We start from the raw sequence: 19,930 nt of genomic DNA on the forward strand, positions 1-19,930 counted from the left end.
TCGCGAGCAGGCTCGCTCCCACAGGTCTGTGGGATTCGCGGTATCCTGTGGGCCCTGACACCGGACACCTTCCATGCTGGTCATTTCCAACACCGTGCACATCCCGGACGCCGAGATCGAGCTGACGGCCATCCGCGCCCAGGGGGCAGGGGGGCAGAACGTCAACAAGGTTTCCAGCGCCGTGCATTTGCGCTTCAACATTCCGGCCTCGTCGCTCCCCGAGTTCTACAAGGAGCGGCTGCTGGCGCTGCGCGACAGTCGCATTACCAGCGACGGTGTATTGATCATCAAGGCCCAGCAATACCGCACGCAGGAACAGAACCGCGCCGACGCGCTGGAGCGCCTGACCGAACTGATCCTCAGCGCCACCAAGGTCGAAAAGAAGCGCCGTCCGACCAAGCCGACCCTGGGGTCGAAAAAGCGTCGCCTGGAATCCAAGACCAAGCGCGGCTCGATCAAGGCCGGCCGCGGCAAGGTGGACTTCTAGTTCTTTTCCCGCGCTTCACGGTACCGAGGCGCCTGCCGGTACAAGTAGACGCTCAAGGCCAACCCACCCAGGGCCGCCAGGGCAGCGAACAGAAAGATCGAGGCAAAGCCCAAGCCTGCGGCAATCGCACCGGCCAGCGGCCCGGTGATCCCCAGCGACAAATCGATGAACAGTGAATAAGCGCCCACCGCGGCCCCACGGCTGGAGGCCGGCACCAGGTTGACCGCTTCCACGCCCAGCGCCGGAAACACCAGGGAAAAGCCGAAACCGCTCAGCGCCGCGCCCGCCAGGGCCCAATGGGCATCCGGTGCGAGCCACAACAGCAAGAGCCCCAGGGTTTCCACCGACAGGCAGGCAATCGCCACGCGAAAGCCGCCCAGGCGGTTGATCAGGTTGCCGAACAGCAGGCGCGCGCCGATGAAGCTGGCGCCGAACAGGCTCAGGCACAGCACCGCGTTATCCCAATGCTGAGTGGCGTAATACAGGGTGATGAAGGTCGCGATGGTGCCAAACCCGATGGAACCCAGGGCCAAACCGCAGCCGTGTGGCAGCACACGCCCCAACACGTGCATGAACGGCAGGCGTTCGCCAGAGACAATGGGCGCAGCAGTCTTGCGCCAGGCCAATGCCAGTCCCAGCAGGCCCAGCAAGATGATGCTGGCGCCCATGCTCCACAGCCCCAACGCGTTGACCAGCCACACCCCCAACGGCGCACCGATCGCCAGCGCGCCGTAACTGGCGATACCGTTCCAGGAAATCACCTTGGCGGTATTGGCCGCGCCAACCCGGCCGATGCCCCAGCCAATCGAACCCGACCCCACCAGGCTTTCGGCACTGCCCAGCACCAGGCGACCGATCAGCAGGCTGATCAGGCTGAACGTTGGCAGGTGAGGCGTCCAGGCCGACACCAGCATGAACACACCGCTCAGCCCGCAGCCGGCGAGGCCGAACATCACCGCGCGCTTGCTCCCCAGGTTATCGATGATTCGCCCTGCGTAAGGACGACTGAGCAGGGTGGCCAGGTATTGCACGCTGATCACCAGCCCGGCGATCACCGCGCCGAAACCCAGTTCGCCGTGGACGAAACCGGGCAGCACGGCCAGGGGAATGCCGATATTCAGGTAGCCGATGAACGTGAACAGGACGATGGAAACCACTTGCAGCGTGACCGCCAGGGGGCGCTGGGAATCTGACATGGGAAAGAGGTCCACGGAGCAGCTGGATAGATAGGCTGCTTATGATAACGGCGACCGTGGCGTCCGGGCGGGGAAAAGTAAAACTATTTGCCCAATGGTGGCTCAGCGGTCGTTCTGTTCGCTGACCAGGCGCGTGGTCACCAGCGCGGCGATGGCGTTTTCTTCGCTGCCAAACCGGGCCAGCAGGGCCGCTTGTTTCTCGGTGGGAAGGCGGGTCCAGATCTCGACCATTTTCTCGGCGGTGCCGATCAGGACGCTGGCCTGGGCTTCGCTGAAGGGAGGGGTGTCATCGGTCATGGGGCGCTCGGGATTCAGGCAGTGTGGAAAGCGCATCTTAGCGCTTTCCACACGGTCTGGTGGTGCGGGTCAATCAGTCTTCGCTGTCGGCCTGGCGGCGTTCAGTGGCTTCCTTGGGCTCGGGTTGCTGGGCGTCAGGTTGCCCTCCGGCTTGTAGCGTGGTCGTCTGCTCAGTGTCGTGCAGGCTTGGGAAGGGGAGATTAGGGATCTCGTGCATTTCGCGCTCCTCGCAAAGTCTGTGGATAGATCTGGTAGATCCGCGCTTTTACAAAGCTTGGGCAGGATACAGCAGGAGAAATGACAAAAAGACTTTTAAATCCCATCACGCCGACAAAAGGGATTGTCTGGACAGGTCATGTCCAGTCAGCAAGAACGATCCCTCTACCGGTGTTCGCCACCGCTCAAGAACGCCCCGTACAGGCCGATGGCTTGCACATATCCTCCACATTCCGTTGTAACAGTGGACCCTGGTCATGGAGGTTCTTTATTTGAAGAGATCGACTCCATGTTTCTACAAAAATCCCTGAGAGCCCAGATTCTCGCCCTGCTCAGCGGCAGCCTGCTGGCCATGTTGCTGATCGCCCTGGCGTCCTTTCACTTCCTTTCCGATGGTATCCAGAATTATCGCCAACTGCTCGACGGTCCGTTGCGTGCGTCGCAATTGATCGACGAGGCCAACCTGCAATTCAAGGTGCAGGTCCAGGAGTGGAAAAACGTCCTGTTGCGCGGCAAGCAGCCAGCGGACCTGGATAAATACTGGAAGCAATTCGAGGCACGCCAGAGCGATGTCCAGGGCGTCCTTGGCCAGTTGACGACCCACGAAGGTGTCCCGGCGCAAATCAAGACACGTATCGAGCGTCTGCGGGGCGAACATGCCCAGCTGGGTGCGGCCTACCAGAAGGGCCGTGATGCGTTTGTGGCGGCGGGCGGCGACGCGGCGGCGGGCGATGCCGCGGTCAAGGGTGTGGACCGCGCGGCCAGTGAGCAGATGAGCGAGTTGGTGGTTGAGCTGCATAAGCTGGGCGATGAGCAATCGGCAATGATCAGTGCCGGTGCCGACCGCACGATCATGCTGGGTACGGTGATCATGCTCGCCTCAGGGCTGCTGGTCGGGTTGTTGAGTGTGTGGCTGGTCAACCGCAACCTGGTGCAGCCCATCCGTAACCTGATCGCGTACGTGACTCAACTGAGCCGCGGGCGTTTCGCCGAGCGTGTCACGAGCACGCGCCAGGATGAGTTGGGCGACCTGGCCCTGGCGGCCAATACGCTGCGCGATTTCCTTGCTGAAACCTTCACACGCTTGCAACGCAGTGCCACGGAGCTGGACAGCGCCAGCGGTGAGCTCAATGCGATTGCCAGCCTGATGAGCCAAGGCACCAGCGAGCAATTCGAACGCACCGATCAAGTCGCGACCGCGATGAACGAGATGTCCGCCACCGCCCAGGAAGTTGCCCGCCATGCCGCCGATGCGGCGCAGGCTGCCGATGATGCCGATCATTCGGCGCAGCAGGGCGAGAAAGTGATGCAGGGCACGATCCACACCATCACCCAAATGCGTGGCGAAATTGCCAACACCGCCACGGTGATCCGGCGCCTGGAAGCCGACAGCGGACGCATCGGCAAGGTGCTGGAAGTGATCCGCGGGATCGCCGAGCAGACCAACCTGCTGGCCCTCAACGCTGCCATCGAAGCCGCACGGGCGGGTGAGGCCGGGCGTGGTTTTGCGGTGGTCGCCGATGAAGTCCGCAGCCTGGCCCAGCGCACGGCGTCGTCCATCAACGAGATCAACCAGATCATCCAGACGGTTCAAACAGGCGCGGTGGACGCGGCCCAGGCCATCGAAAGCGGCCAGTCGCGCAGTGAGGAAAGTGTCGAGCAGGTGACTCAGGCCGGCGCGATGCTGGAACGCATCACCCAGGCGGTGGAAGCGATCCGCGACATGAACCGTCAGATCGCCACCGCTGCGGAAGAGCAGACCTCGGTGGCCGAGGATATTTCGCGCAACCTGACTGAAATCACCTGCATTGCCAGTACCAACCTGGATAACGTACAGCGCACCGAAGCGGCCAGTCGGGATCTGCACGGGTTGTCCGGGCAGTTGAATGAAGTGACGGCGCGTTTGAGTGCCTGACCGTATGTTCCTGATGCAGTGGCTCCCCTGTGGCGAGGGAGCTTGCTCCCGCTGGGCTGCGTAGCGGCCCCAAAGCCATTCAGCGCGGTGCATCAGGCATAAGATGGTTGGCAGATTTTACGACTGCTGCGCAGCCGAGCGGGAGCAAGCTCCCTCGCCACAAAAGCTCATGGAAATCTGGAGTGAGCAGCCAGCAGGGCATCACCCTCAATAATCGCGACGCTTGCGAAAGGCCCATCGGCCTGCAATCACGGTGAAGGTCGCCACCAGCGCTACCAGGATCCAGAAGCCCTCGGGATCTTCGGCCAGAGGCACGCCGCCGACGTTCATGCCGAAGAAACCGGCAATGATGTTGATGGGCAACGCCAGCACCGTGACCACCGTCAAGGTGAACAGCGTGCGGTTGCTTTGTTCGTTGAGGTTGGCGGCGATCTCTTCCTGCAGCAATTTGATCCGTTCGCCCAGAGCGGTGAGGTCGTTGATGATCAGGGCGAACTCCTCGGTGGACTTGCGCAGCTCCTTGACGTCTTCCTTCTGCAACCATTGCGGCGGGCGGTTGAGCAGGCGCAGCAACGAGCCCGGCTCCAGGGCCAGCAGGCGTTGCAGGCGTACCAGCACGCGGCGCTGGCTGCCCAGCTCGGCGCGGTTGTTGGACACGCGCGAAGACAGCAGTTGGTCTTCGATCTGGTCGACGCTGAGGCTGGTCTTGCGCACGATCTGGGTCAGCACTTCGCCTTGGTCGCGCAGCAGATGCACCAGCAATTCCAGCGGCGAGCGAAAGCTCTCGCCGGCCTTGACCGATGAGCGCAGCTTGTCGACCGAGTGCAAGGGTTGCAGGCGCGCACTGATGATCAGTCGACTGTGTACGCACACCCACAAGGTGGAGACATCCGAGGACACCAGGTTGCTGAGGTTGAACACCACATCGTTCACCACCGCCAGCAGTGCCGAGTCCACGTGTTCGATACGGGTCGATCGCGAGCCTTCGTGCAGGGCTTCGAAGAATTCCTCGGGCAAGGCCAGATGGCTTTTCATCCAGCGCTCGCAGGCGGCGTGGGCCAGGTTCAGGTGCAGCCAGAGGAATTCGTCGGCGTCTTGCGGTTGTTGCAGGCTTTGCAGGGCTTGGGCCGAATCGATTTCCCGGCCACGCTCGCCGGGGCGAAAACGAAACCCGTAAAGCAGGCCGAACAGGTCCGGATCGCGATGGCTTTGGTCGATGCTGTGGTTCATGAAGGCTCGCTGGCGGGAAGTGCCTGTCGCAGCGGCCACAGGTTCACTTGAGCGGCATCATTGCAGGGTTTTTTGATGGTTGTATGACAGTTGCGCGGCGTCGTCGGATCGGCGGCGGTTTACAGACGGCGTACATAAAAAAGCCGCGCAACTCGAAAGTTGCGCGGCTCTTCTTTAACCGATGGATCAAGTGTCTTGTTTGTTGGACAGGACTTTGCCGGTAGTTGCGTCGAAGTCCACGTCAAACTCTTTGCCGTCGGCCGTCTTCAGTTCCACTTCATATTCATAACCGTCGAAGTGGTTATCCAGGTCGGTGTCGGTGATGGTCGCGCCTGGGTGCAACTTCAGGGCTGCTTCGTTCATTTCTTCCAGAGGCTTGATCTTGCCGTCCTTGACCAGTTGAGGAATCTGGTCGATTCGTACATCCGCCTGGGCCAGGCCAGCGGTGAGGGTCAGGGCAGCAGCGGTAAACAGGGCAGTCAACGTTTTCATGAGTGCTTTCCTTGGTGTCGTTATTAAGGGTGAGTCGTTTAAGTGGGTTCAGATTATCTGTGGCAACTTAATTCACCCTTAATTCGAAAAATCTTGAAGCAAGTTTCCTGGAAAGGTCTTTCGACTCAGTAGCCGTTCTTTTCCAATAGCTGCGCCACGCTGCCTGTCTCGGGACGCTTGAAGTACTTGAGCAGCTCACTGGCCCGGTTGGTGAAGATGCCATCGACGCCGGCCTCCATCACTTTCTTGAAGTCCACCGGCTCATCCACGGTGTAGACGTGCACCAGCAAACCCTGGTCGTGGGTGTACTGGTTCATCCACGGTTGTACCAGGTCCGAATAGCTCTGGCTGCCGCCATGGGTCAATGCCGCCGAAGGGCCGGTGCCGATGGCGCCATGGGCCTTGGCGTACTGGACCCATTGTTCGAACTCGGCCTTGTCCTTGGGCTCCTGCTTGGCGTAATAGACGGCCTTGTCCGTTTCGCCGGACTCGGCAAACGTCACCTTGGACTTGGGTTCGATGTTGCCTTCGCCCACCCACAGCAGCAGGATTTTCGGCACCTTCGGCATCTCTTTGTGCAACAGTTCGAGACTGCTTTTTTCAAAGGTCTGCAGCACCACTTTGCCCTTGCCCTGGCCGACGCCGGTGGCGCTTTTGGCCAATTTCGACCCAGCGGGGCTCAGCCAACCACGGTCCTGCAGTTTGTCCTTCAGGTCGCGCTCGATGCCGGGGAACAGCTTCGGCTCCTTGGTTTCGATGTACAGCCCCGGTTTATGCAGCGGGTTGCCCTCGGCGATGTTGATCACTTCATCGAGGGTGAGGATTTTCTGGCCGACGAACGAAGGGCGGGCGCGGTCCGGGTAGGCGGTGTTGAACCAGCTGCCGGCATCGAGGGTTTTGAGTTCCGCCATGGTGAATTCATTGGCGGTGCTGTCCTTGCGTTCGGGAAACTGGGTCGCGACATCCGTGGTGCGCAGCAGGCTGTCGTCATGCAGGACGAACAACACGCCGTCCTTGCTGCGCTGCAGGTCCAGCTCCAGGTAATCGGCGCCCAGGTCACGGGCCAGCTTGTAGGCGGCGGCGGTGGATTCCGGCGCGTCGAACGAGGCACCACGGTGGGCGATGACTGCCGGGTGTGGAATGCCTTGAAGGGTGGCCAGGGCCTTGGGACTCGGGGCCTCGGAGGCTTGTGTCTGGCTGAAACCGAGCAACAGGCTCAGCATCAAGGCGCTGCGGGTGAAGGTGACAGGCATGCTCGAGATCCTTTCGTAGAGGAGGCAAAACCTATCTTTTAACAATTGAACGCTGTCGGCGCTATCGCCATACCGACATAAACCTGTGTGAAGCAGATTTTTCCCACCCATTTTTCGGCCGCTTTGCAGTACCCTTGGCCGCACCAGTTTCCCCGGCAGAGGGAAACCTTAAAACCTGTGTTCACTTGCCCTGCGTGTAAACCATCGATCAGACGTCCCAAGGGACGCATCCATGAGGTTTACCATGCGCACCACTTCGACACTCATCTGCCAGGCCGCCGACCAGCTCAAGGGTTTTGTCGGCCTGAACCGCAAGACCGGCCACTACATCGTGCGGTTCAGCGAAGACGCCTTCGGCATGGACGTGGCTGACGACGGCATCATCCCCACCAGCGAATTTGTCTGGGCCCCCGCGGCGGATGGCACCATGACCCTCAGTCGCGAGCGAATCCAACTGTTGCTGGACCAGAACATCGACGACCGCATCAACCTGACCGAACCTTTGCGGGTGTACATGGCCCGCGACGACCTGGCGGAAATCATGGCGGTGCGGCAGTTAGTGGAGGGCTGAGCCCCGATCCTGAAGTGAACGGAAACCCTGTGGGGTTCACAAGAATTTTTGGAACGGCATGGTCCTGTGGCGAGGGAGCTTGCTCCCGCTGGGGCGCGCAGCGGCCCCAAAAAAGCGATGAGCGCTGCGCACTCAAGCGGGAGCAAGCTCCCTCGCCACAAAAGCTTCCAGCTATCACGCCATAGATTGATCAACGGTGAACCCTGTGGGAGCGAGCTCGCTCCCACAGGGATTTTTGTTTTGGCATCAGGTTTTGCGTTGGAAGGCATAGTCCCGTTCAACCTTGCACACCCTCGTCTGGCATTGGGTATACCAGGTGGATCGGCCTCGCTCACGAATCGCGCTGTGTACGGGATGTTGCTTCCAGGCCAGGATTGCCGCTTCATCGCGCCAATAGGACACGGTAATCCCCAGACCATCGTCGCCACGGGCCGATTCAACGCCTAAAAATCCAGGTTGTTCCCGAGCAAGGGCCAGCATCCGCTCGGCGGCTTCGGCGTAGCCTTGGTCCCCCTCGGTACGCAGGGAGGTAAAAATCACTGCGTAATAATGGGCGCTCATGACATTTGCCTCGCGCAGGCTTCGACAAACGCGCTGACCAGCGGTGGCACGCGGCCTTCCAGTGCGGCACGTTCAGGCTGGAACAGCGTGGCGACAAAAAACGGATGGTCTTGCAGTTCCACCGCTCGCAAGTCACCGGCCGAATCCCGGGCAACGGCGTGCAGGCGCTGGCTCAGCAAGTCTCTTTCAAAGTCTGGATTGACCCCGAAGCGGCAATGATAGCCCTCGAACGCGGTCTGTCGGCCGTAGGCCTTGGCAATCAACGAGCCCGCATCGAACTGGAGGCTGTCGATGGTTTCGACCAAGGCACAGCTCAGCGGTGTCAGCAGCGCCTGTTCAGCCTTTGGAGAGGTTTCACCATGGACGGCATCGACCCAACCCATCACGTGACGGGCATATTCCAGCACGGCATGCTGAAAACCGCCGCAAGTGCCCAGGAAAGGGCGACGCTGTTCGCGGGCAAAACGAATGGCCAGCACGGCACCGGCTTCGTTTTGGTAGGGGCTGCCGGGCACGCACCAGACACCGTCGAAATCTTCCAGCACGGCGGTGTCGGCGATGAGCGACGTTGCCAGCCATTGGAAGCGAATGGCCTGGCCGGTTTGTGTGCCCGCCAGCTCAAGTGCGAGGGGGATTGCCCGGTGAGCGGTGATTTGAGGGTCGTGGTCGCCGATCAGGGCGATGTGTAAAGGACGTTGATTTTCCATGGGAGGCTCGCCGCTTGTTGATTCCTGGTGGCCACTATAGATTGGCGTTCACGCAATCAATATTGGCGTTTACCCAAGTGATCAATGCAGCGACGCACTATCGTCTGGACTACCCCGACCTGTCCCTGATCCTCGCGCTGGTCCGTGGTGGCTCGCTGGCCAGGGCCGCTCGGCTGCTGCAGGTGGACGTCTCGACGGTGTTTCGTTCGGTACGTCGATTGGAAGCGGCCCTGGGTCAGCCCTTGTTCGAGAAAAGCCGTTCCGGGTATTTGCCCACGAGCCTGGCCCAGGCGTTGGCTGAACAAGCCGAGCGCGCCGAGCAGGCGTTGGAGGCGGCGCGGGTGGGAGTTGAGCAGGGCGGTGAAGTCGTCAGCGGGACGGTACGCCTGACGTGCAGTGATTCAGTCTTGCAAGCGTTGTTGCTGCCGGCTTTAGCGCGTTTCATGCCTGCTTATCCGGCGTTGAGCCTTGAGTTGAGCACTTCGAACGACTTCGCCAACCTGAATCGCCGCGACGCCGACATTGCGTTGCGACTGACCCGTACGCCACCGGAACACCTGGTCGGTCGCAACCTGGGCAAGGTGACCTACCGGGTATGCGCCAGCGCCACGTATCTGCGCTTGGTAGAGGCGGGTGACCTGGCTTTCATGACCTGGGTCGCGCCAGACGATTTCCTTCCGGATCACCCCACCGTGGCCTGGCGCCGCCAGCATCTACCCGGCGTGATGCCTGCCTATCGCTGCAACAGCATGCTCTCGGTCACCGAACTGGTGCGGGCTGGTTTAGGCGTTGCGGCGCTGCCGGACTTTCTGATCGACGAACGCCAGGGCCTGATGCCCCTTGGCGAATCGCTGGAGGGATACGACACGGCGCTGTGGCTCCTGACCCGCCCGGACTGTCGGGCCTTGCGCTCGGTGGTGACCTTGTTCGATGAGCTGGGGCGCAACCTGCGCTGGGGTTGAGATTCAGGCCTGGTAACGACTCAGGAACAGGTCGAGGGCCGATTCGATGACTTGGGTTTGCTCCTCCTGGGTCAGGCTCGGTTGCCCCATCGAAACCTGCGGCCAGAAAGCGAATGTCTTGAGCAGCCCATGCATTTGTTGGGCGGCAAAGGCCGGCTCCACGGGTTTCAATCGGCCATCGGCCTGGGCCTGGCGAATCCAGGCGGTCAGGCCTTCCTCACGCTGGCCCATGCGCGAGACCATGTCTTGGGCGCGCTCCGGGGAGTGAATGGTTGCGGCGATGGCGATGCGCGCCAGGTCGAGGAAATTTTCGTCCGCCAGCAGATGCAGTTTGGCTTGCAGCAACGTTTGCAGTTGCTCCCGTAGCGGCGTCTGCGGGCTGTAGGGCATGTCCTGTTCTGCGGTGATGCTGTTCCATAACCGATTCAGGATTTCCGCAAACAACGCTTCCTTGCTCGGGAAATGGTTATACACCGTGCGCTTCGATACGCCGGCGGTCGCCGCGATCCTGTCCATGCTGGTGATCTCGAAACCGCTGCTACGGAATTCAGCAATCGCGGCCTGGAGGATGGCTTCGCGTTTTCGCTCGGTAAGGCGCTGCGGTACGGTCATGGGCATTCGTCGGTTGAGAGGAGAGAACTTACACTCGGCAGTTTACTTGCTCCCGGGATTCATGCAATCTGGAAACTACACCGAGTGGTGTAGGTTTTCGTCTGACGGCTATGCGTGCATGCAACGGCCATCCAGCGTCCCACAACGACGAAGCGCAATGGCGACGACGTCCTTGGAGTTATCGCACCATGACCATCCCCTCTCATTCGACCGAAAGCCCGTCTGCCCACGATTCATCCCGGCAAGAGCAGGGCAAGTATCGCAATCATGCCTACACACCGCGAGAAGGTTTTGGCACCACCCTGCGCATCATCTGGAACATGATCTTTCACAAGCCGCATTCCACTCGCCCTGCAGGTGCCATCGACGTTCAACCGCTGACGCGCGCCGCGCTGCTGGCTGCGCCGAACCACAGCGTCTTCCGTCTTGGCCATTCCACCGTGCTACTCAAGCTGCGGGATAAATTCTGGCTGACAGACCCGGTGTTCTCCGAGCGTGCCTCACCCGTGCAATGGGCCGGACCGAAGCGTTTCCATCAGCCGCCCATCAGCCTGGACGAGTTGCCGCCCATCGAAGCGGTGATCCTTTCCCACGATCATTACGACCACCTCGATCATCAGGCCATTCTCAAGCTAGCGACCAAGACCCGCCACTTCCTGGCGCCCTTGGGTGTGGGCGACACCCTGATCAAATGGGGCGTCGACGCCAGCAAGGTACGTCAGCTGGACTGGTGGCAAGGCACCGAGGTGGACGGCATCGAGTTCATCGCCACGCCCTCCCAGCATTTTTCCGGACGCGGCCTGTTCGACAGCAACAGCACTTTGTGGGCGTCGTGGGTGATGATCGACGGCGGCACGCGAATTTTCTTCAGCGGCGACACCGGTTACTTCGAGGGTTTCAAACGCATCGGCGAACAATACGGCCCCTTCGACCTGACGCTGATGGAAACCGGCGCCTATAACGTTGACTGGCCCCATGTCCACATGCAGCCGGAGCAGACCTTGCAGGCCCATATCGACCTCAAGGGCCGTTGGCTACTGCCAATCCACAACGGCACGTTCGACCTGGCGATGCATGCCTGGTATGAACCCTTCGACCGCATCCTGGCCTTGGCCTGGGAACGCAACGTTTGCATCACCACACCGCAAATGGGCGAAGCCTTCACCCTGACGCAGCCGCAACGTGGCCGTGCCTGGTGGCTGGATGTGGACCCCTCGACCTATCAGGACCAGGCCGGTATCGCCTAGAACCTGCGCTGCGGGAATCATTCGATCATCGCGTAATCGGAACGCCCCATCGGGTCCGGGGTCGCGCCCTTGATGTTCATGCCGCGCCCCGGAGCGAAGCCGGGGAAGAACACCAGGCCCTCGGCCTCCAGGCGAAACGCCAGGGCCAGGCGGGTGACATCGAGCAATTCGCCACCGGCCTCAAAGCGGCGGATGGCCTGGACCGAGACGCCGGATTGCCGGGACAGCTCCTCGACACTCCAGCCCAACATGGCTCGCGCCTGTGCACAGTGGGCGGGGGTGAACTGATAAACAGCGATGCGTTCCAGGGTGGTTTTGATTGCGAGAGAGGCCATGGGGGTGCTCCAAAGCTGTGGGATTAAAAAATACTGTGTTTTTGTACAGTTGTTTTGAATCCCGATCAATCTCATTTTTTTGATCAATGACCGGCGGTCTTCGCCAACCAGGCGCTCGGCGCGTGACCCAATACGCGACGGAACATGGTGGAGAACGCAGCGGGACTGTCGTAGCCCAGGTCCAAGGCTATGCGTGTAACCGAATCCCCTTCAGCCAGGCGGGCCAACGCCGACATCACACACGCCTGCTGCCGCCACTGGCTGAAACTCAGCGTGGTCTGCCGGTTGAACAGGCGATTGAACGAGCGCAGGCTGATGTGCAATTGCGCCGCCCATTCCACGGGCGAGGCATGGGCGTCGGGGTGTTCCAGGAACGCCTGGCACAGGCTGAGCAGGCGAGGATCCTTGGGCAGCGGAAGGTGCAGGGGCAGGTGGGTGCTGCGCAGCAACTCGTGTAGTAGCAGATGAATCAACGCCCCGTCCCGACCCGCCTCGTCGTAGTCCGGCGCAAGCTCGACGGCCTCCATCAGCAACTGGCGCATCAGGGGCGACACACTGATGACCTGGCACTGCGTCCCCATGGCCATTACCGTGTCCGGTTCGATGTACAGGCTGCGCGTACTCACGCCCAGCATTAGCACCTCATGATCGACCCCCGGCGGAATCCACACCGCCCGTTGCGGCGGCACCACCCAATTGCCGTCCGCCGTGCTGACCTGCATGACCCCGGTGGCACCGTAGAGCAACTGCGCGCGGCGATGGCGATGCAGCGGCAATACGTGTCCGTGAGCGTAATCGGTGCCGATGGCAACGACGGCCCTGGGTGTCGCATCCAATAAATCGATCGAACTGTTGCGCATCGATGGGCCGCTCACGATTGGCGTAAATGCGAACATTATTGGCCTGTTTGCTGCTGCAGGCCAAGCTTCGCCTCCCTATCGTAGGCGCCTCCCATTCCACGGATTCGTCTCGATGTTCTATGTATTGCTTGCCTGCTTCGGCTGCCTGAGTGGCATCACCGCCGTGCTGTTCGGCTTCGGCGGCGGCTTCGTCGTGGTGCCCTTGCTGTACCGCATGCTCACCGCCAGCCACGGTGCCGACGACCCTGTCGGCCAATCGGCGATGCACATTGCCGTGGCCACCTCGACCTGTGTGATGATCGTCAACGCACTGATCGCCACGGTGAAGCATCACCGCGCCCGCAACCTCATTCGCCATTATGTATGGCCGTTGGGCGGCTTCATCGGCCTGGGTGCGGTCGTCGGAGCTGTTGGCGCCATGTGGGCGAGCAGCGAAGTCATTCGCTATGGGTTCATCGTTTATTTGGGCGTGACCATTCTGGACTGCTTGTTCAGACGCGGTTTTCTGACACAGTCTGACGGTGCAGTCCCACGGCGATTGGGCAGGGCAGAGGTCTCGGCTGGCGGGATCAGCATCGGTGCCATCGCTACTTTCCTGGGCGTGGGCGGCAGCGTCATGACGGTGCCGCTGTTGCGCCGTTGCGGGCTGAACATGTCACGCGCGACGTCCATGGCTAACCCGTTGAGTTCGCCGGTTGCGGTGGCCGGGACGCTGACTTACATGGCCATGGCCGGGTTTACCGAATTTGATTTGGGGCCGTGGTTTGTGGGTTACATCGACTTGATGGCCTTCGCTGTGCTCACACTTGGCGCGCTACTGGGTATCCGTCTGGCAACACCATGGATCGGACGGATACCGGATAAGGTCCATGCGCGGGTGTATGTGGGATTGTTGATGTTGGTGCTGATCGGGATGTGCCTGAGGTAGGGGTCGTTATTGACCCGCCAACCCCGGCGCCTCACGGATGATGAAGTGATCCAGGTTCTCGATATTGGCACTGAACACCCCGAACGTTTCTTCGGGGTTCTTCTTGCTCGGCACCTGTTTCAACTCCGGCGTCACGCCATAAAAGAAGCAATACAACGGCGCGTCACTGTCGATGGCATGCTTGATCTCTGCCAGGAACGCCTTGCGCTTGCGGTAGTTATCGATCAGCTTCTTGCTCAGGTAAACGTTGACCGAGTAAGGCTTTTTCTTCGCCTCGTCCGGCTGCTTGAACCAGACCTTTGCTTCGAAGTCGATGCGAAAACTCAGGGTGTAATCCTTGATCTCCTTGATCTTGCCCCAGTAAATCAAGCCCTTGTTGTCCTGCAAATACTCGATCTTCTTGAAGAACGATCCATAGGGCGCCGTGTGCTCGCCAATCTTCAGCGGCTTGCGCTTGAGCAGATCCTTGTTATCGAAATTCGAAACGAAACACTCCACCGGATGGGCGAAGACACTGGTCTTGTCCGGTGTCGAGTCCTGGGCGGAATGAGCGCTATCACCGTGGGAAGATACGGAGGGAGGCGTAGGCCGAGTCGCGTCAACATCCTTCGATGGATCGGACGGCTTACGCACATACTGACGCCGAGTCAGCAACAGCTCCGACGGAAAATGTTCCTCGCGGTCGTCATCCGTTTCCGCCTCGCCACTCTCTACACCCAACCCCGGCGTTTTCGGACTGACATAAGGGCAGCCCTCGATATGCTGGCTCGTCGGCTGATTCTTGAAATGTGGCGTGCGGATGTAATTGACGTTTTTGGCATTGAACGTCGTCAGCCGATTTCCCTCATCGAACGCCGCCCGACAGGCATCGTTGGGGCACTGAAAGCGCTCCTTGGCCGAGTCGAAGGCCATGGTCTCGTCGAAATTCAGATCCCGAACGTCATAGATCGAAAGCTTGGCATCGAGGCTGAGGCAGTAGGCAGTGTCGAATTTCATCGGGGCTCGGGTCCGTGAGAGGAAGTGTATTAATACCGAAGGACGCGGCGGGCTGCACCCAAAGTTTCAGCCCACCACAAACCCTGTGGGAGCGAGCCTGCTCGCGATTCCCAAACCCAACCCAACCATCAAGCCTGCCACCCGTGGCGAGGGAGCTTGCTCCCGCTGGGCTGCGAAGCGGCCCCCGATCCGCAGTTTCTTACTCAGGGAAATCGATATCATAGTGCTGGTTTTTGCTCGACAACGTGGCCTCTAGTTATTTCGAACAGAAATAGGAGAGATCGATTTTTCCTTTTTTGGGTATGTCATCAACATGGATTGGGATGATCTGAAGGTCTTTATCTTCGTGGCTAAATCGAACAACGTGACCGAGGCTGGAATCTCGCTCAAGGTTTCGGCCTCGACGGTGTCGCGCAAGATCGCAGCGCTTGAGGAATCGCTCGGTACGGTATTGTTTTCGAAGAAAACCAACGGCTACTTCCTGACTGAGGCGGGAAGGGCGTTGTTGCCATTGGCACTGGAAACGGAGGAGCGTTTCAAACTGATCGAGCGGCAGATGTCGCAACCGGGTGATCGGATGGCGGGACAGGTGCGCATTGATTGTCCGGAGCTCATGGGCACGCACTTGATCATTCCGCAACTTGCGGTATTTCACGATCAGCACCCCGAGATCAGCTTCGACTTCATTAACTCGGCGGTGTCGTCGAAACTCACACAAAGCCACAGCGACATCATTATCCGCTTGCGCAGGCCGGAGAACGGTAACTTCACCATGCGCCGGGTCGGGACACTGACGCAGGGGCTTTTCTGCTCCCAGGCGTATGCCGATGCCAACGGCCTGCCGGCCGAACCCGCCGACCTCAAGCACCACAGCCTGATCGGCTGGACCGAAGAAATGTCGTACATGCCGCTCGCCCAATGGTTGAGCGAAATGGCTGGAAACCATAGGCTGTGGATGCGTGTTTCAAACCTGAATGCGCAGCTCAAGGCGGTCGAAGCCAATCTGGGGATTGCCGCGTTACCCGTCTATGTCGGACATCAGTCCGGTCTGTGCCAGGTGTTGGCCGATCGCCCTGCGCGCAGCTCGGAAATCTGGTTGTTGCGCAATCAGGCGACCCAGGGTGTGAGCCGCGTTGATCGAGTGGTGGAGTATCTGACGGAGCTGTTTCACCGCGATATTGCATGAACAATGGGTCTGGCCCTAGAAACCTCCTTAAAGCGGACCGATGCGCAGGAAAATCCAAACAGCCACCGCTATCAGCATCAGGCCGAACGCAGCGTTCTGGAACATCAGCAATTTAGGGCGCGATTGGATCAGCTTCTGCACGGTCGACCCCATCGACACCCAGATGACGTGCGAGAAGAAGTTCAGCGAAATCAGCGCCGCACTGAGGATCAACACGACGGTGCTGCTGGTCTCGCCGGAAGGCATGAACGTGGAAAACATCACCAGTAACATCACGATCCCTTGCACGTTGCCCAGTTGTACAACAATGCCGTCCCGAAATTGCAGGTGCATGGCCTTGTCGGTGGGCGCCTTCAGTGGCCGACGCAGCATGCGCACACCGAGCCACAAGATGTAGAAGCTGCCCACCACTTGCAGCGCCCATACCAGCGTCGGATTGTTCGTCAGCGTGTGATAAAGGCCTAAGCCGACCAGCACGGCGATCAGGAAGTAAGTCATGTCGAGCCCAACGATAAACCGCACCGAACGACGCACACCGCTTTGCGCACCCGACGTCGCCACCATCAAGTTGCCCGGGCCTGCACTCAGGGTCAGTGGCACCATGGTCGATAGCCAAAGCAACCAGTTGATGCTGAAAATTTCTTGCATGTTGTCTTCCTTAATCACAACGCGGACTGAACTCCGGCAAGTCTAATTCGCGGTTGCTTTTAAGGTTATGACGAGGAGCGCAAGGCGGTTTTTCATAAATGGGGGAAGGGTGGTGGGGAGGGGAGGCGCTCGCGACTACCACAAACAATTCAGCCATCAGGCCTGCCACCTGCCTGCGCCCTGACACCAACCCGTGGCGAGGGAGCTTGCTCCCGCTGGGCTGCGCAGCGGCCTCCGTTCCGCAGTTCCCTACTCTGAGAAATCGATATCATGATGCTGGTTCTTAGCTCGATCTGGAATTCTAATGGCTGCTTAGCTAAATCCATGGAGGCCGTTGTATGAGTGAACAGGTGCAAGTAACCCTGCAAGAAGCAAAATCCCAGCTCTTACAACTGGGGGCGCGTGCATGGCAGGGCGACAAGGTGGTAATCACCAACGCCGGCAAGCCTTATCTGGATCTGCTGCCCCATGTCGATACGCTTCAGGCGCGCAAGCCTGGACGGTTGAAGGGGACGATTCGGATATCAGCGGATTTCGACCGCACCCCCCAGGATCTCATCGATGGTTTTGAGGGCCGGTTCTGAGTACAGAATCGCCAAAGCCGTGGAAACCTGCCCGAAATTTTCAAAACAACGCAGCAACCAAGCCCGACACCAACCTATGGCATGAACCCCGTGGCGAGGGAGCTTGCTCCCGCTGGGCTGCGCAGTAGCCCCAATTCAATATTCCCAACAAAAAACCGCCGCCCGAACAACGGACGACGGCTTCCGATTGAATCTCAAAACCCTCGCAAAACCCGAGAAGCTTTCCGCCACCAGGATTCATGCTGACTAAACGGATCATCCACCAGCACCGCCGGCATATCCCGCAAGCGAATCCATGGCTCATCCTGCCAGTGCAGCATGCAGAGTGACATCTTTGGCCAATCCAACACGCTCAATGTAGGCCGTTCCACCTTATGCGAGTAGCGCTCATCCCGCAGGGTTGGCACCACCTGATGCGTGATCCACTCACGCAGCAATCGATACTCAGGGCAGTAGTGATAAACCAGCAACGCATAGACGCCCGACTCGCTGAGCATCAGACGCTCTTCGACCAAGCCGTGGACATGCACGAGCATCATTCTGCGTTGGTCAGGATCAAGCTTGCGGGTCATGCGCTCATCCAGGTGCTTGCTCATCAAACGCCCCAAATCGGATGCGCTGAACCAAGCCTGGTTTTCAACCAGGAGGGCATGCAGATGAATGTTATGGCGGGTGAAAACCGCCGGAATGTAAGCATTAGGCATGATAAGTCTCCGAGTTATACGGAGAGCAGAGCTGCGTTTTTGTGGGCATAGCTACCTCTACGTTTGACGGTTGGCGGCGCGAGCCCGACGTAGAGGATTCAAGAAAATCCCAACGAGCTATCTCTCCCACACAGAACTGCAAATGTCCTTGGACAGTACGCGGCTCTATGTTTGGCGATTAGCTACTACGTTGGGCATTTCTTAGGCACCTGCGATTAAGATAGGTAACGAGGCGATGTAGCGTCAATACGGAACAATTCTGAGTTTTGCGTAGGGGAACGGTAGGGTGCCGGCCTCAGAGTTAAACGCGGTTTTTGGTTCTGTAGAACAAAAAAAACCCCGTTTTCACGGGGTTTCTGTTACGCGTGCAGCCCAGGATTTTTCTGTCGAATCAATCCCAGCTCAAAGCCCCACCCGTCTGATACTCAATCACGCGCGTCTCAAAGAAGTTCTTCTCTTTCTTCAAGTCCATGATCTCGCTCATCCAAGGGAACGGGTTGGTCGTCCCTGGGTACTCTTCTTTCAACCCAATCTGCGACAAACGACGGTTAGCGATGAACTTGAGGTAGTCCTCCATCATCGCCGCGTTCATCCCCAATACACCGCGAGGCATGGTGTCGCGGGCGTATTCGATTTCCAGTTGGGTCCCTTGCAGGATCATCTGGGTCGCTTCTTCCTTCATCTCGGCGTCCCACAGGTGTGGGTTTTCGATTTTGATCTGGTTGATCACGTCGATGCCGAAGTTCAGGTGCATGGATTCGTCGCGCAGGATGTACTGGAACTGCTCGGCGACGCCGGTCATTTTGTTGCGGCGACCCATGGAGAGGATCTGGGTGAAGCCGCAGTAGAAGAAGATGCCTTCCAGGACGCAGTAATAAGCGATCAGGTTGCGCAGCAGCTCTTTGTCGGTGTCCGGGGTGCCGGTTTCGAACTTCGGATCGGAGATCGAACGGGTGTATTTCAGGCCCCAGGCGGCTTTTTTCGCGACCGATGGGATCTCGTGGTACATGTTGAAGATTTCGCCTTCATCCATGGCCAGCGATTCGATGCAGTACTGGTAGGCGTGGGTGTGGATCGCCTCTTCGAACGCCTGGCGCAGGATGTACTGGCGGCATTCCGGGTTGGTGATCAGGCGGTACACGGCCAGGACCAGGTTGTTGGCAACCAGGGAGTCGGCGGTGGAGAAGAAGCCCAGGTTGCGCATCACGATGCGGCGTTCGTCGTCGGTCAGGCCTTCCGGGTTTTTCCAGAGGGCGATGTCGGCGGTCATGTTGACTTCTTGCGGCATCCAGTGGTTTGCGCAGCCGTCCAGGTACTTCTGCCAGGCCCAGTCGTATTTGAATGGCACGAGCTGGTTGAGGTCGGCGCGGCAGTTGATCATGCGCTTTTCATCGACGGCGACACGGGCGGAGGCGCCTTCGAGTTCGGCGAGGCCTTCGGCGACGTCGAGTTTGTCGAGGGCGGCCTTGGCGCGAATGATCGCGGCCGAGTCGCTGGCCGTCACGGCCCGGGCTTCGAGGGCGGCGGCACCGCCGGCGCTGTCGAGGCGGTCCATGTTGGCTTCAGAAGCGTGGCCGGCGTTGGCGCCTTTTACAGCGACTTCGCCACTGTCTTCTTTGTCGAATTCGTCCCAGCTCAGCATGACGTGTCGTCTCCTGCGTGAGGGCCAGATGCCCGATGAAGGCCTACTGGCCGCGGTGGATCTTGAAAAATCGTTTGTTGCAGCAGCTGACGCAGGCAATAAACAGAAAAATGTACGGGTCGTTCCGGAGCGGCGGTGAACGCGAGGAGGCGATTGGCCTCTGCGTGGGCTCCGGGCTGGCGTGATCCCCTGTAAGGGAATATTGCAGGCCCGTTTAAGGCGGCATTATAAGGACTTTTTTGCCTACGTGCTGCGGCGAAATGGCTCACGGAAGGGGTGGCGGGTGGGATATCCGCGTGGG

General features: G+C 59.5%; 23 protein-coding genes. 8 read left to right on the forward strand and 15 right to left on the reverse strand.

Annotated elements, in window-relative coordinates; all coding sequences use genetic code 11:
* Positions 1–73: 73 nt before the first annotated feature.
* Entirely contained in the window at positions 74–487 is a 414-nt protein-coding gene (gene arfB, locus J3P88_RS07380) for an alternative ribosome rescue aminoacyl-tRNA hydrolase ArfB (RefSeq protein WP_434574553.1), read from the forward strand.
* On the opposite strand, the gene J3P88_RS07385 is transcribed toward arfB, so the two are convergent.
* The 3 genes from J3P88_RS07385 to J3P88_RS07395 form a co-directional block, all read right to left on the reverse strand.
* On the reverse strand, positions 484–1,683 hold the full coding sequence (locus tag J3P88_RS07385; RefSeq protein ID WP_434574554.1) for an MFS transporter: 1,200 nt from the start codon (positions 1,681–1,683) through the stop codon (positions 484–486). The genes arfB and J3P88_RS07385 overlap by 4 nt on opposite strands.
* Positions 1,684–1,785: 102 nt before the next feature.
* A complete protein-coding gene (locus J3P88_RS07390) occupies positions 1,786–2,016 on the reverse strand; it encodes a hypothetical protein (RefSeq protein ID WP_434574555.1) in 231 nt (76 codons plus the stop codon).
* Positions 2,017–2,053: 37 nt separating this feature from the next.
* On the reverse strand, positions 2,054–2,197 hold the full coding sequence (locus tag J3P88_RS07395; RefSeq protein WP_162893862.1) for a hypothetical protein: 144 nt from the start codon (positions 2,195–2,197) through the stop codon (positions 2,054–2,056).
* A 288-nt stretch (positions 2,198–2,485) separates the two neighbouring features.
* On the opposite strand from J3P88_RS07395, the gene J3P88_RS07400 reads away from it, so the two are divergent.
* Positions 2,486–4,111, forward strand: a complete 1,626-nt coding sequence (locus J3P88_RS07400; protein WP_434574556.1) for a methyl-accepting chemotaxis protein — start codon at positions 2,486–2,488, stop codon at positions 4,109–4,111.
* Between the two features lie 207 nt (positions 4,112–4,318).
* On the opposite strand, the gene J3P88_RS07405 is transcribed toward J3P88_RS07400, so the two are convergent.
* The 3 genes from J3P88_RS07405 to J3P88_RS07415 all read right to left on the reverse strand — a co-directional run bounded on the left by J3P88_RS07405 (position 4,319) and on the right by J3P88_RS07415 (position 7,086).
* Positions 4,319–5,341, reverse strand: a complete 1,023-nt coding sequence (locus tag J3P88_RS07405; RefSeq protein ID WP_186706282.1) for a transporter — start codon at positions 5,339–5,341, stop codon at positions 4,319–4,321.
* 186 nt (positions 5,342–5,527) lie between these two features.
* Positions 5,528–5,833, reverse strand: a complete 306-nt coding sequence (locus J3P88_RS07410) for a PepSY domain-containing protein (protein ID WP_186729826.1) — start codon at positions 5,831–5,833, stop codon at positions 5,528–5,530.
* A 125-nt stretch (positions 5,834–5,958) separates the two neighbouring features.
* Positions 5,959–7,086 (reverse strand): glycerophosphodiester phosphodiesterase, encoded by a 1,128-nt coding sequence (locus J3P88_RS07415; protein WP_186706280.1) that lies wholly within the window; start codon positions 7,084–7,086, stop codon positions 5,959–5,961.
* A 244-nt stretch (positions 7,087–7,330) separates the two neighbouring features.
* On the opposite strand from J3P88_RS07415, the gene J3P88_RS07420 reads away from it, so the two are divergent.
* Entirely contained in the window at positions 7,331–7,657 is a 327-nt protein-coding gene (locus J3P88_RS07420; RefSeq protein ID WP_186729827.1) for a DUF2025 family protein, read from the forward strand.
* A gap of 246 nt (positions 7,658–7,903) precedes the next feature.
* Here the strand turns inward: J3P88_RS07420 and J3P88_RS07425 are convergent, their stop codons facing one another.
* Positions 7,904–8,218, reverse strand: a complete 315-nt coding sequence (locus tag J3P88_RS07425) for an antibiotic biosynthesis monooxygenase family protein (RefSeq protein ID WP_434574557.1) — start codon at positions 8,216–8,218, stop codon at positions 7,904–7,906.
* Positions 8,215–8,925 carry a CTP synthase C-terminal region-related (seleno)protein gene (locus J3P88_RS07430; protein ID WP_434574558.1) on the reverse strand — a complete coding sequence of 237 codons (711 nt, stop codon included), beginning with the start codon at positions 8,923–8,925 and terminating at the stop codon, positions 8,215–8,217. Before J3P88_RS07430 ends, J3P88_RS07425 begins: the two co-directional genes overlap by 4 nt.
* Positions 8,926–8,939: 14 nt before the next feature.
* Between J3P88_RS07430 and J3P88_RS07435 the strand changes: the two genes are divergently transcribed.
* Entirely contained in the window at positions 8,940–9,887 is a 948-nt protein-coding gene (locus J3P88_RS07435; protein WP_434574559.1) for a LysR family transcriptional regulator, read from the forward strand.
* A 3-nt stretch (positions 9,888–9,890) separates the two neighbouring features.
* Here J3P88_RS07435 and J3P88_RS07440 read toward each other — a convergent pair whose 3' ends face one another.
* Positions 9,891–10,499, reverse strand: coding sequence for a TetR/AcrR family transcriptional regulator (locus J3P88_RS07440; protein ID WP_186710581.1), 609 nt, complete (start codon positions 10,497–10,499; stop codon positions 9,891–9,893).
* Positions 10,500–10,687: 188 nt separating this feature from the next.
* Here J3P88_RS07440 and J3P88_RS07445 point away from each other — a divergent pair, with 188 nt between their 5' ends.
* On the forward strand, positions 10,688–11,746 hold the full coding sequence (locus J3P88_RS07445) for an MBL fold metallo-hydrolase (RefSeq protein ID WP_434574560.1): 1,059 nt from the start codon (positions 10,688–10,690) through the stop codon (positions 11,744–11,746).
* A 17-nt stretch (positions 11,747–11,763) separates the two neighbouring features.
* Here J3P88_RS07445 and J3P88_RS07450 read toward each other — a convergent pair whose 3' ends face one another.
* Positions 11,764–12,081: a helix-turn-helix domain-containing protein gene (locus tag J3P88_RS07450; RefSeq protein WP_207965732.1), complete on the reverse strand. Its 318-nt coding sequence runs from the start codon at positions 12,079–12,081 to the stop codon at positions 11,764–11,766.
* A gap of 83 nt (positions 12,082–12,164) precedes the next feature.
* Positions 12,165–12,941: an AraC family transcriptional regulator gene (locus J3P88_RS07455; protein WP_434574561.1), complete on the reverse strand. Its 777-nt coding sequence runs from the start codon at positions 12,939–12,941 to the stop codon at positions 12,165–12,167.
* Between the two features lie 112 nt (positions 12,942–13,053).
* Here J3P88_RS07455 and J3P88_RS07460 point away from each other — a divergent pair, with 112 nt between their 5' ends.
* Entirely contained in the window at positions 13,054–13,869 is an 816-nt protein-coding gene (locus J3P88_RS07460; RefSeq protein ID WP_434574562.1) for a sulfite exporter TauE/SafE family protein, read from the forward strand.
* A gap of 6 nt (positions 13,870–13,875) precedes the next feature.
* On the opposite strand, the gene J3P88_RS07465 is transcribed toward J3P88_RS07460, so the two are convergent.
* On the reverse strand, positions 13,876–14,865 hold the full coding sequence (locus tag J3P88_RS07465; protein WP_434574563.1) for a hypothetical protein: 990 nt from the start codon (positions 14,863–14,865) through the stop codon (positions 13,876–13,878).
* Positions 14,866–15,178: 313 nt separating this feature from the next.
* On the opposite strand from J3P88_RS07465, the gene J3P88_RS07470 reads away from it, so the two are divergent.
* Positions 15,179–16,051, forward strand: a complete 873-nt coding sequence (locus J3P88_RS07470; RefSeq protein WP_434574564.1) for a LysR family transcriptional regulator — start codon at positions 15,179–15,181, stop codon at positions 16,049–16,051.
* A 27-nt stretch (positions 16,052–16,078) separates the two neighbouring features.
* Here J3P88_RS07470 and J3P88_RS07475 read toward each other — a convergent pair whose 3' ends face one another.
* Positions 16,079–16,699, reverse strand: a complete 621-nt coding sequence (locus tag J3P88_RS07475; protein WP_053124424.1) for a LysE family translocator — start codon at positions 16,697–16,699, stop codon at positions 16,079–16,081.
* A 338-nt stretch (positions 16,700–17,037) separates the two neighbouring features.
* On the opposite strand from J3P88_RS07475, the gene J3P88_RS07480 reads away from it, so the two are divergent.
* Positions 17,038–17,283: a type II toxin-antitoxin system Phd/YefM family antitoxin gene (locus tag J3P88_RS07480; protein WP_434574565.1), complete on the forward strand. Its 246-nt coding sequence runs from the start codon at positions 17,038–17,040 to the stop codon at positions 17,281–17,283.
* 194 nt (positions 17,284–17,477) lie between these two features.
* Here J3P88_RS07480 and J3P88_RS07485 read toward each other — a convergent pair whose 3' ends face one another.
* Together J3P88_RS07485 and J3P88_RS07490 are read right to left on the reverse strand one after the other, a co-directional pair.
* The gene (locus tag J3P88_RS07485; protein WP_434574566.1) at positions 17,478–17,987 is read right to left on the reverse strand and encodes a BRO-N domain-containing protein; all 510 of its coding nucleotides are present in this window, start codon (positions 17,985–17,987) and stop codon (positions 17,478–17,480) included.
* A 391-nt stretch (positions 17,988–18,378) separates the two neighbouring features.
* Positions 18,379–19,629, reverse strand: a complete 1,251-nt coding sequence (locus tag J3P88_RS07490; protein ID WP_030142465.1) for a ribonucleotide-diphosphate reductase subunit beta — start codon at positions 19,627–19,629, stop codon at positions 18,379–18,381.
* Between the last annotated feature and the right edge of the window lie 301 nt (positions 19,630–19,930).

It is taken from the genome of Pseudomonas sp. Z3-6, assembly GCF_051131985.1.
Taxonomy (GTDB): domain Bacteria; phylum Pseudomonadota; class Gammaproteobacteria; order Pseudomonadales; family Pseudomonadaceae; genus Aquipseudomonas; species Aquipseudomonas zanjanensis.

Coding starts and splice junctions, on each gene's coding strand:
- J3P88_RS07450 (WP_207965732.1), bottom strand. CDS start 12,081: ATGGCCTCTCTCGCAATCAAAACCACCCTGGAACGCATCGCTGTTTAT.
- J3P88_RS07485 (WP_434574566.1), bottom strand. CDS start 17,987: ATGCCTAATGCTTACATTCCGGCGGTTTTCACCCGCCATAACATTCAT.
- J3P88_RS07440 (WP_186710581.1), bottom strand. CDS start 10,499: ATGACCGTACCGCAGCGCCTTACCGAGCGAAAACGCGAAGCCATCCTC.
- J3P88_RS07475 (WP_053124424.1), bottom strand. CDS start 16,699: ATGCAAGAAATTTTCAGCATCAACTGGTTGCTTTGGCTATCGACCATG.
- J3P88_RS07415 (WP_186706280.1), bottom strand. CDS start 7,086: ATGCCTGTCACCTTCACCCGCAGCGCCTTGATGCTGAGCCTGTTGCTC.
- J3P88_RS07390 (WP_434574555.1), bottom strand. CDS start 2,016: ATGCGCTTTCCACACTGCCTGAATCCCGAGCGCCCCATGACCGATGAC.
- J3P88_RS07490 (WP_030142465.1), bottom strand. CDS start 19,629: ATGCTGAGCTGGGACGAATTCGACAAAGAAGACAGTGGCGAAGTCGCT.
- J3P88_RS07460 (WP_434574562.1), top strand. CDS start 13,054: ATGTTCTATGTATTGCTTGCCTGCTTCGGCTGCCTGAGTGGCATCACC.
- J3P88_RS07480 (WP_434574565.1), top strand. CDS start 17,038: ATGAGTGAACAGGTGCAAGTAACCCTGCAAGAAGCAAAATCCCAGCTC.
- J3P88_RS07430 (WP_434574558.1), bottom strand. CDS start 8,925: ATGGAAAATCAACGTCCTTTACACATCGCCCTGATCGGCGACCACGAC.
- J3P88_RS07405 (WP_186706282.1), bottom strand. CDS start 5,341: ATGAACCACAGCATCGACCAAAGCCATCGCGATCCGGACCTGTTCGGC.
- J3P88_RS07395 (WP_162893862.1), bottom strand. CDS start 2,197: ATGCACGAGATCCCTAATCTCCCCTTCCCAAGCCTGCACGACACTGAG.
- J3P88_RS07425 (WP_434574557.1), bottom strand. CDS start 8,218: ATGAGCGCCCATTATTACGCAGTGATTTTTACCTCCCTGCGTACCGAG.
- J3P88_RS07445 (WP_434574560.1), top strand. CDS start 10,688: ATGACCATCCCCTCTCATTCGACCGAAAGCCCGTCTGCCCACGATTCA.
- J3P88_RS07470 (WP_434574564.1), top strand. CDS start 15,179: ATGGATTGGGATGATCTGAAGGTCTTTATCTTCGTGGCTAAATCGAAC.
- J3P88_RS07455 (WP_434574561.1), bottom strand. CDS start 12,941: ATGCGCAACAGTTCGATCGATTTATTGGATGCGACACCCAGGGCCGTC.
- J3P88_RS07420 (WP_186729827.1), top strand. CDS start 7,331: ATGCGCACCACTTCGACACTCATCTGCCAGGCCGCCGACCAGCTCAAG.
- J3P88_RS07400 (WP_434574556.1), top strand. CDS start 2,486: ATGTTTCTACAAAAATCCCTGAGAGCCCAGATTCTCGCCCTGCTCAGC.
- J3P88_RS07385 (WP_434574554.1), bottom strand. CDS start 1,683: ATGTCAGATTCCCAGCGCCCCCTGGCGGTCACGCTGCAAGTGGTTTCC.
- arfB (WP_434574553.1), top strand. CDS start 74: ATGCTGGTCATTTCCAACACCGTGCACATCCCGGACGCCGAGATCGAG.
- J3P88_RS07465 (WP_434574563.1), bottom strand. CDS start 14,865: ATGAAATTCGACACTGCCTACTGCCTCAGCCTCGATGCCAAGCTTTCG.
- J3P88_RS07410 (WP_186729826.1), bottom strand. CDS start 5,833: ATGAAAACGTTGACTGCCCTGTTTACCGCTGCTGCCCTGACCCTCACC.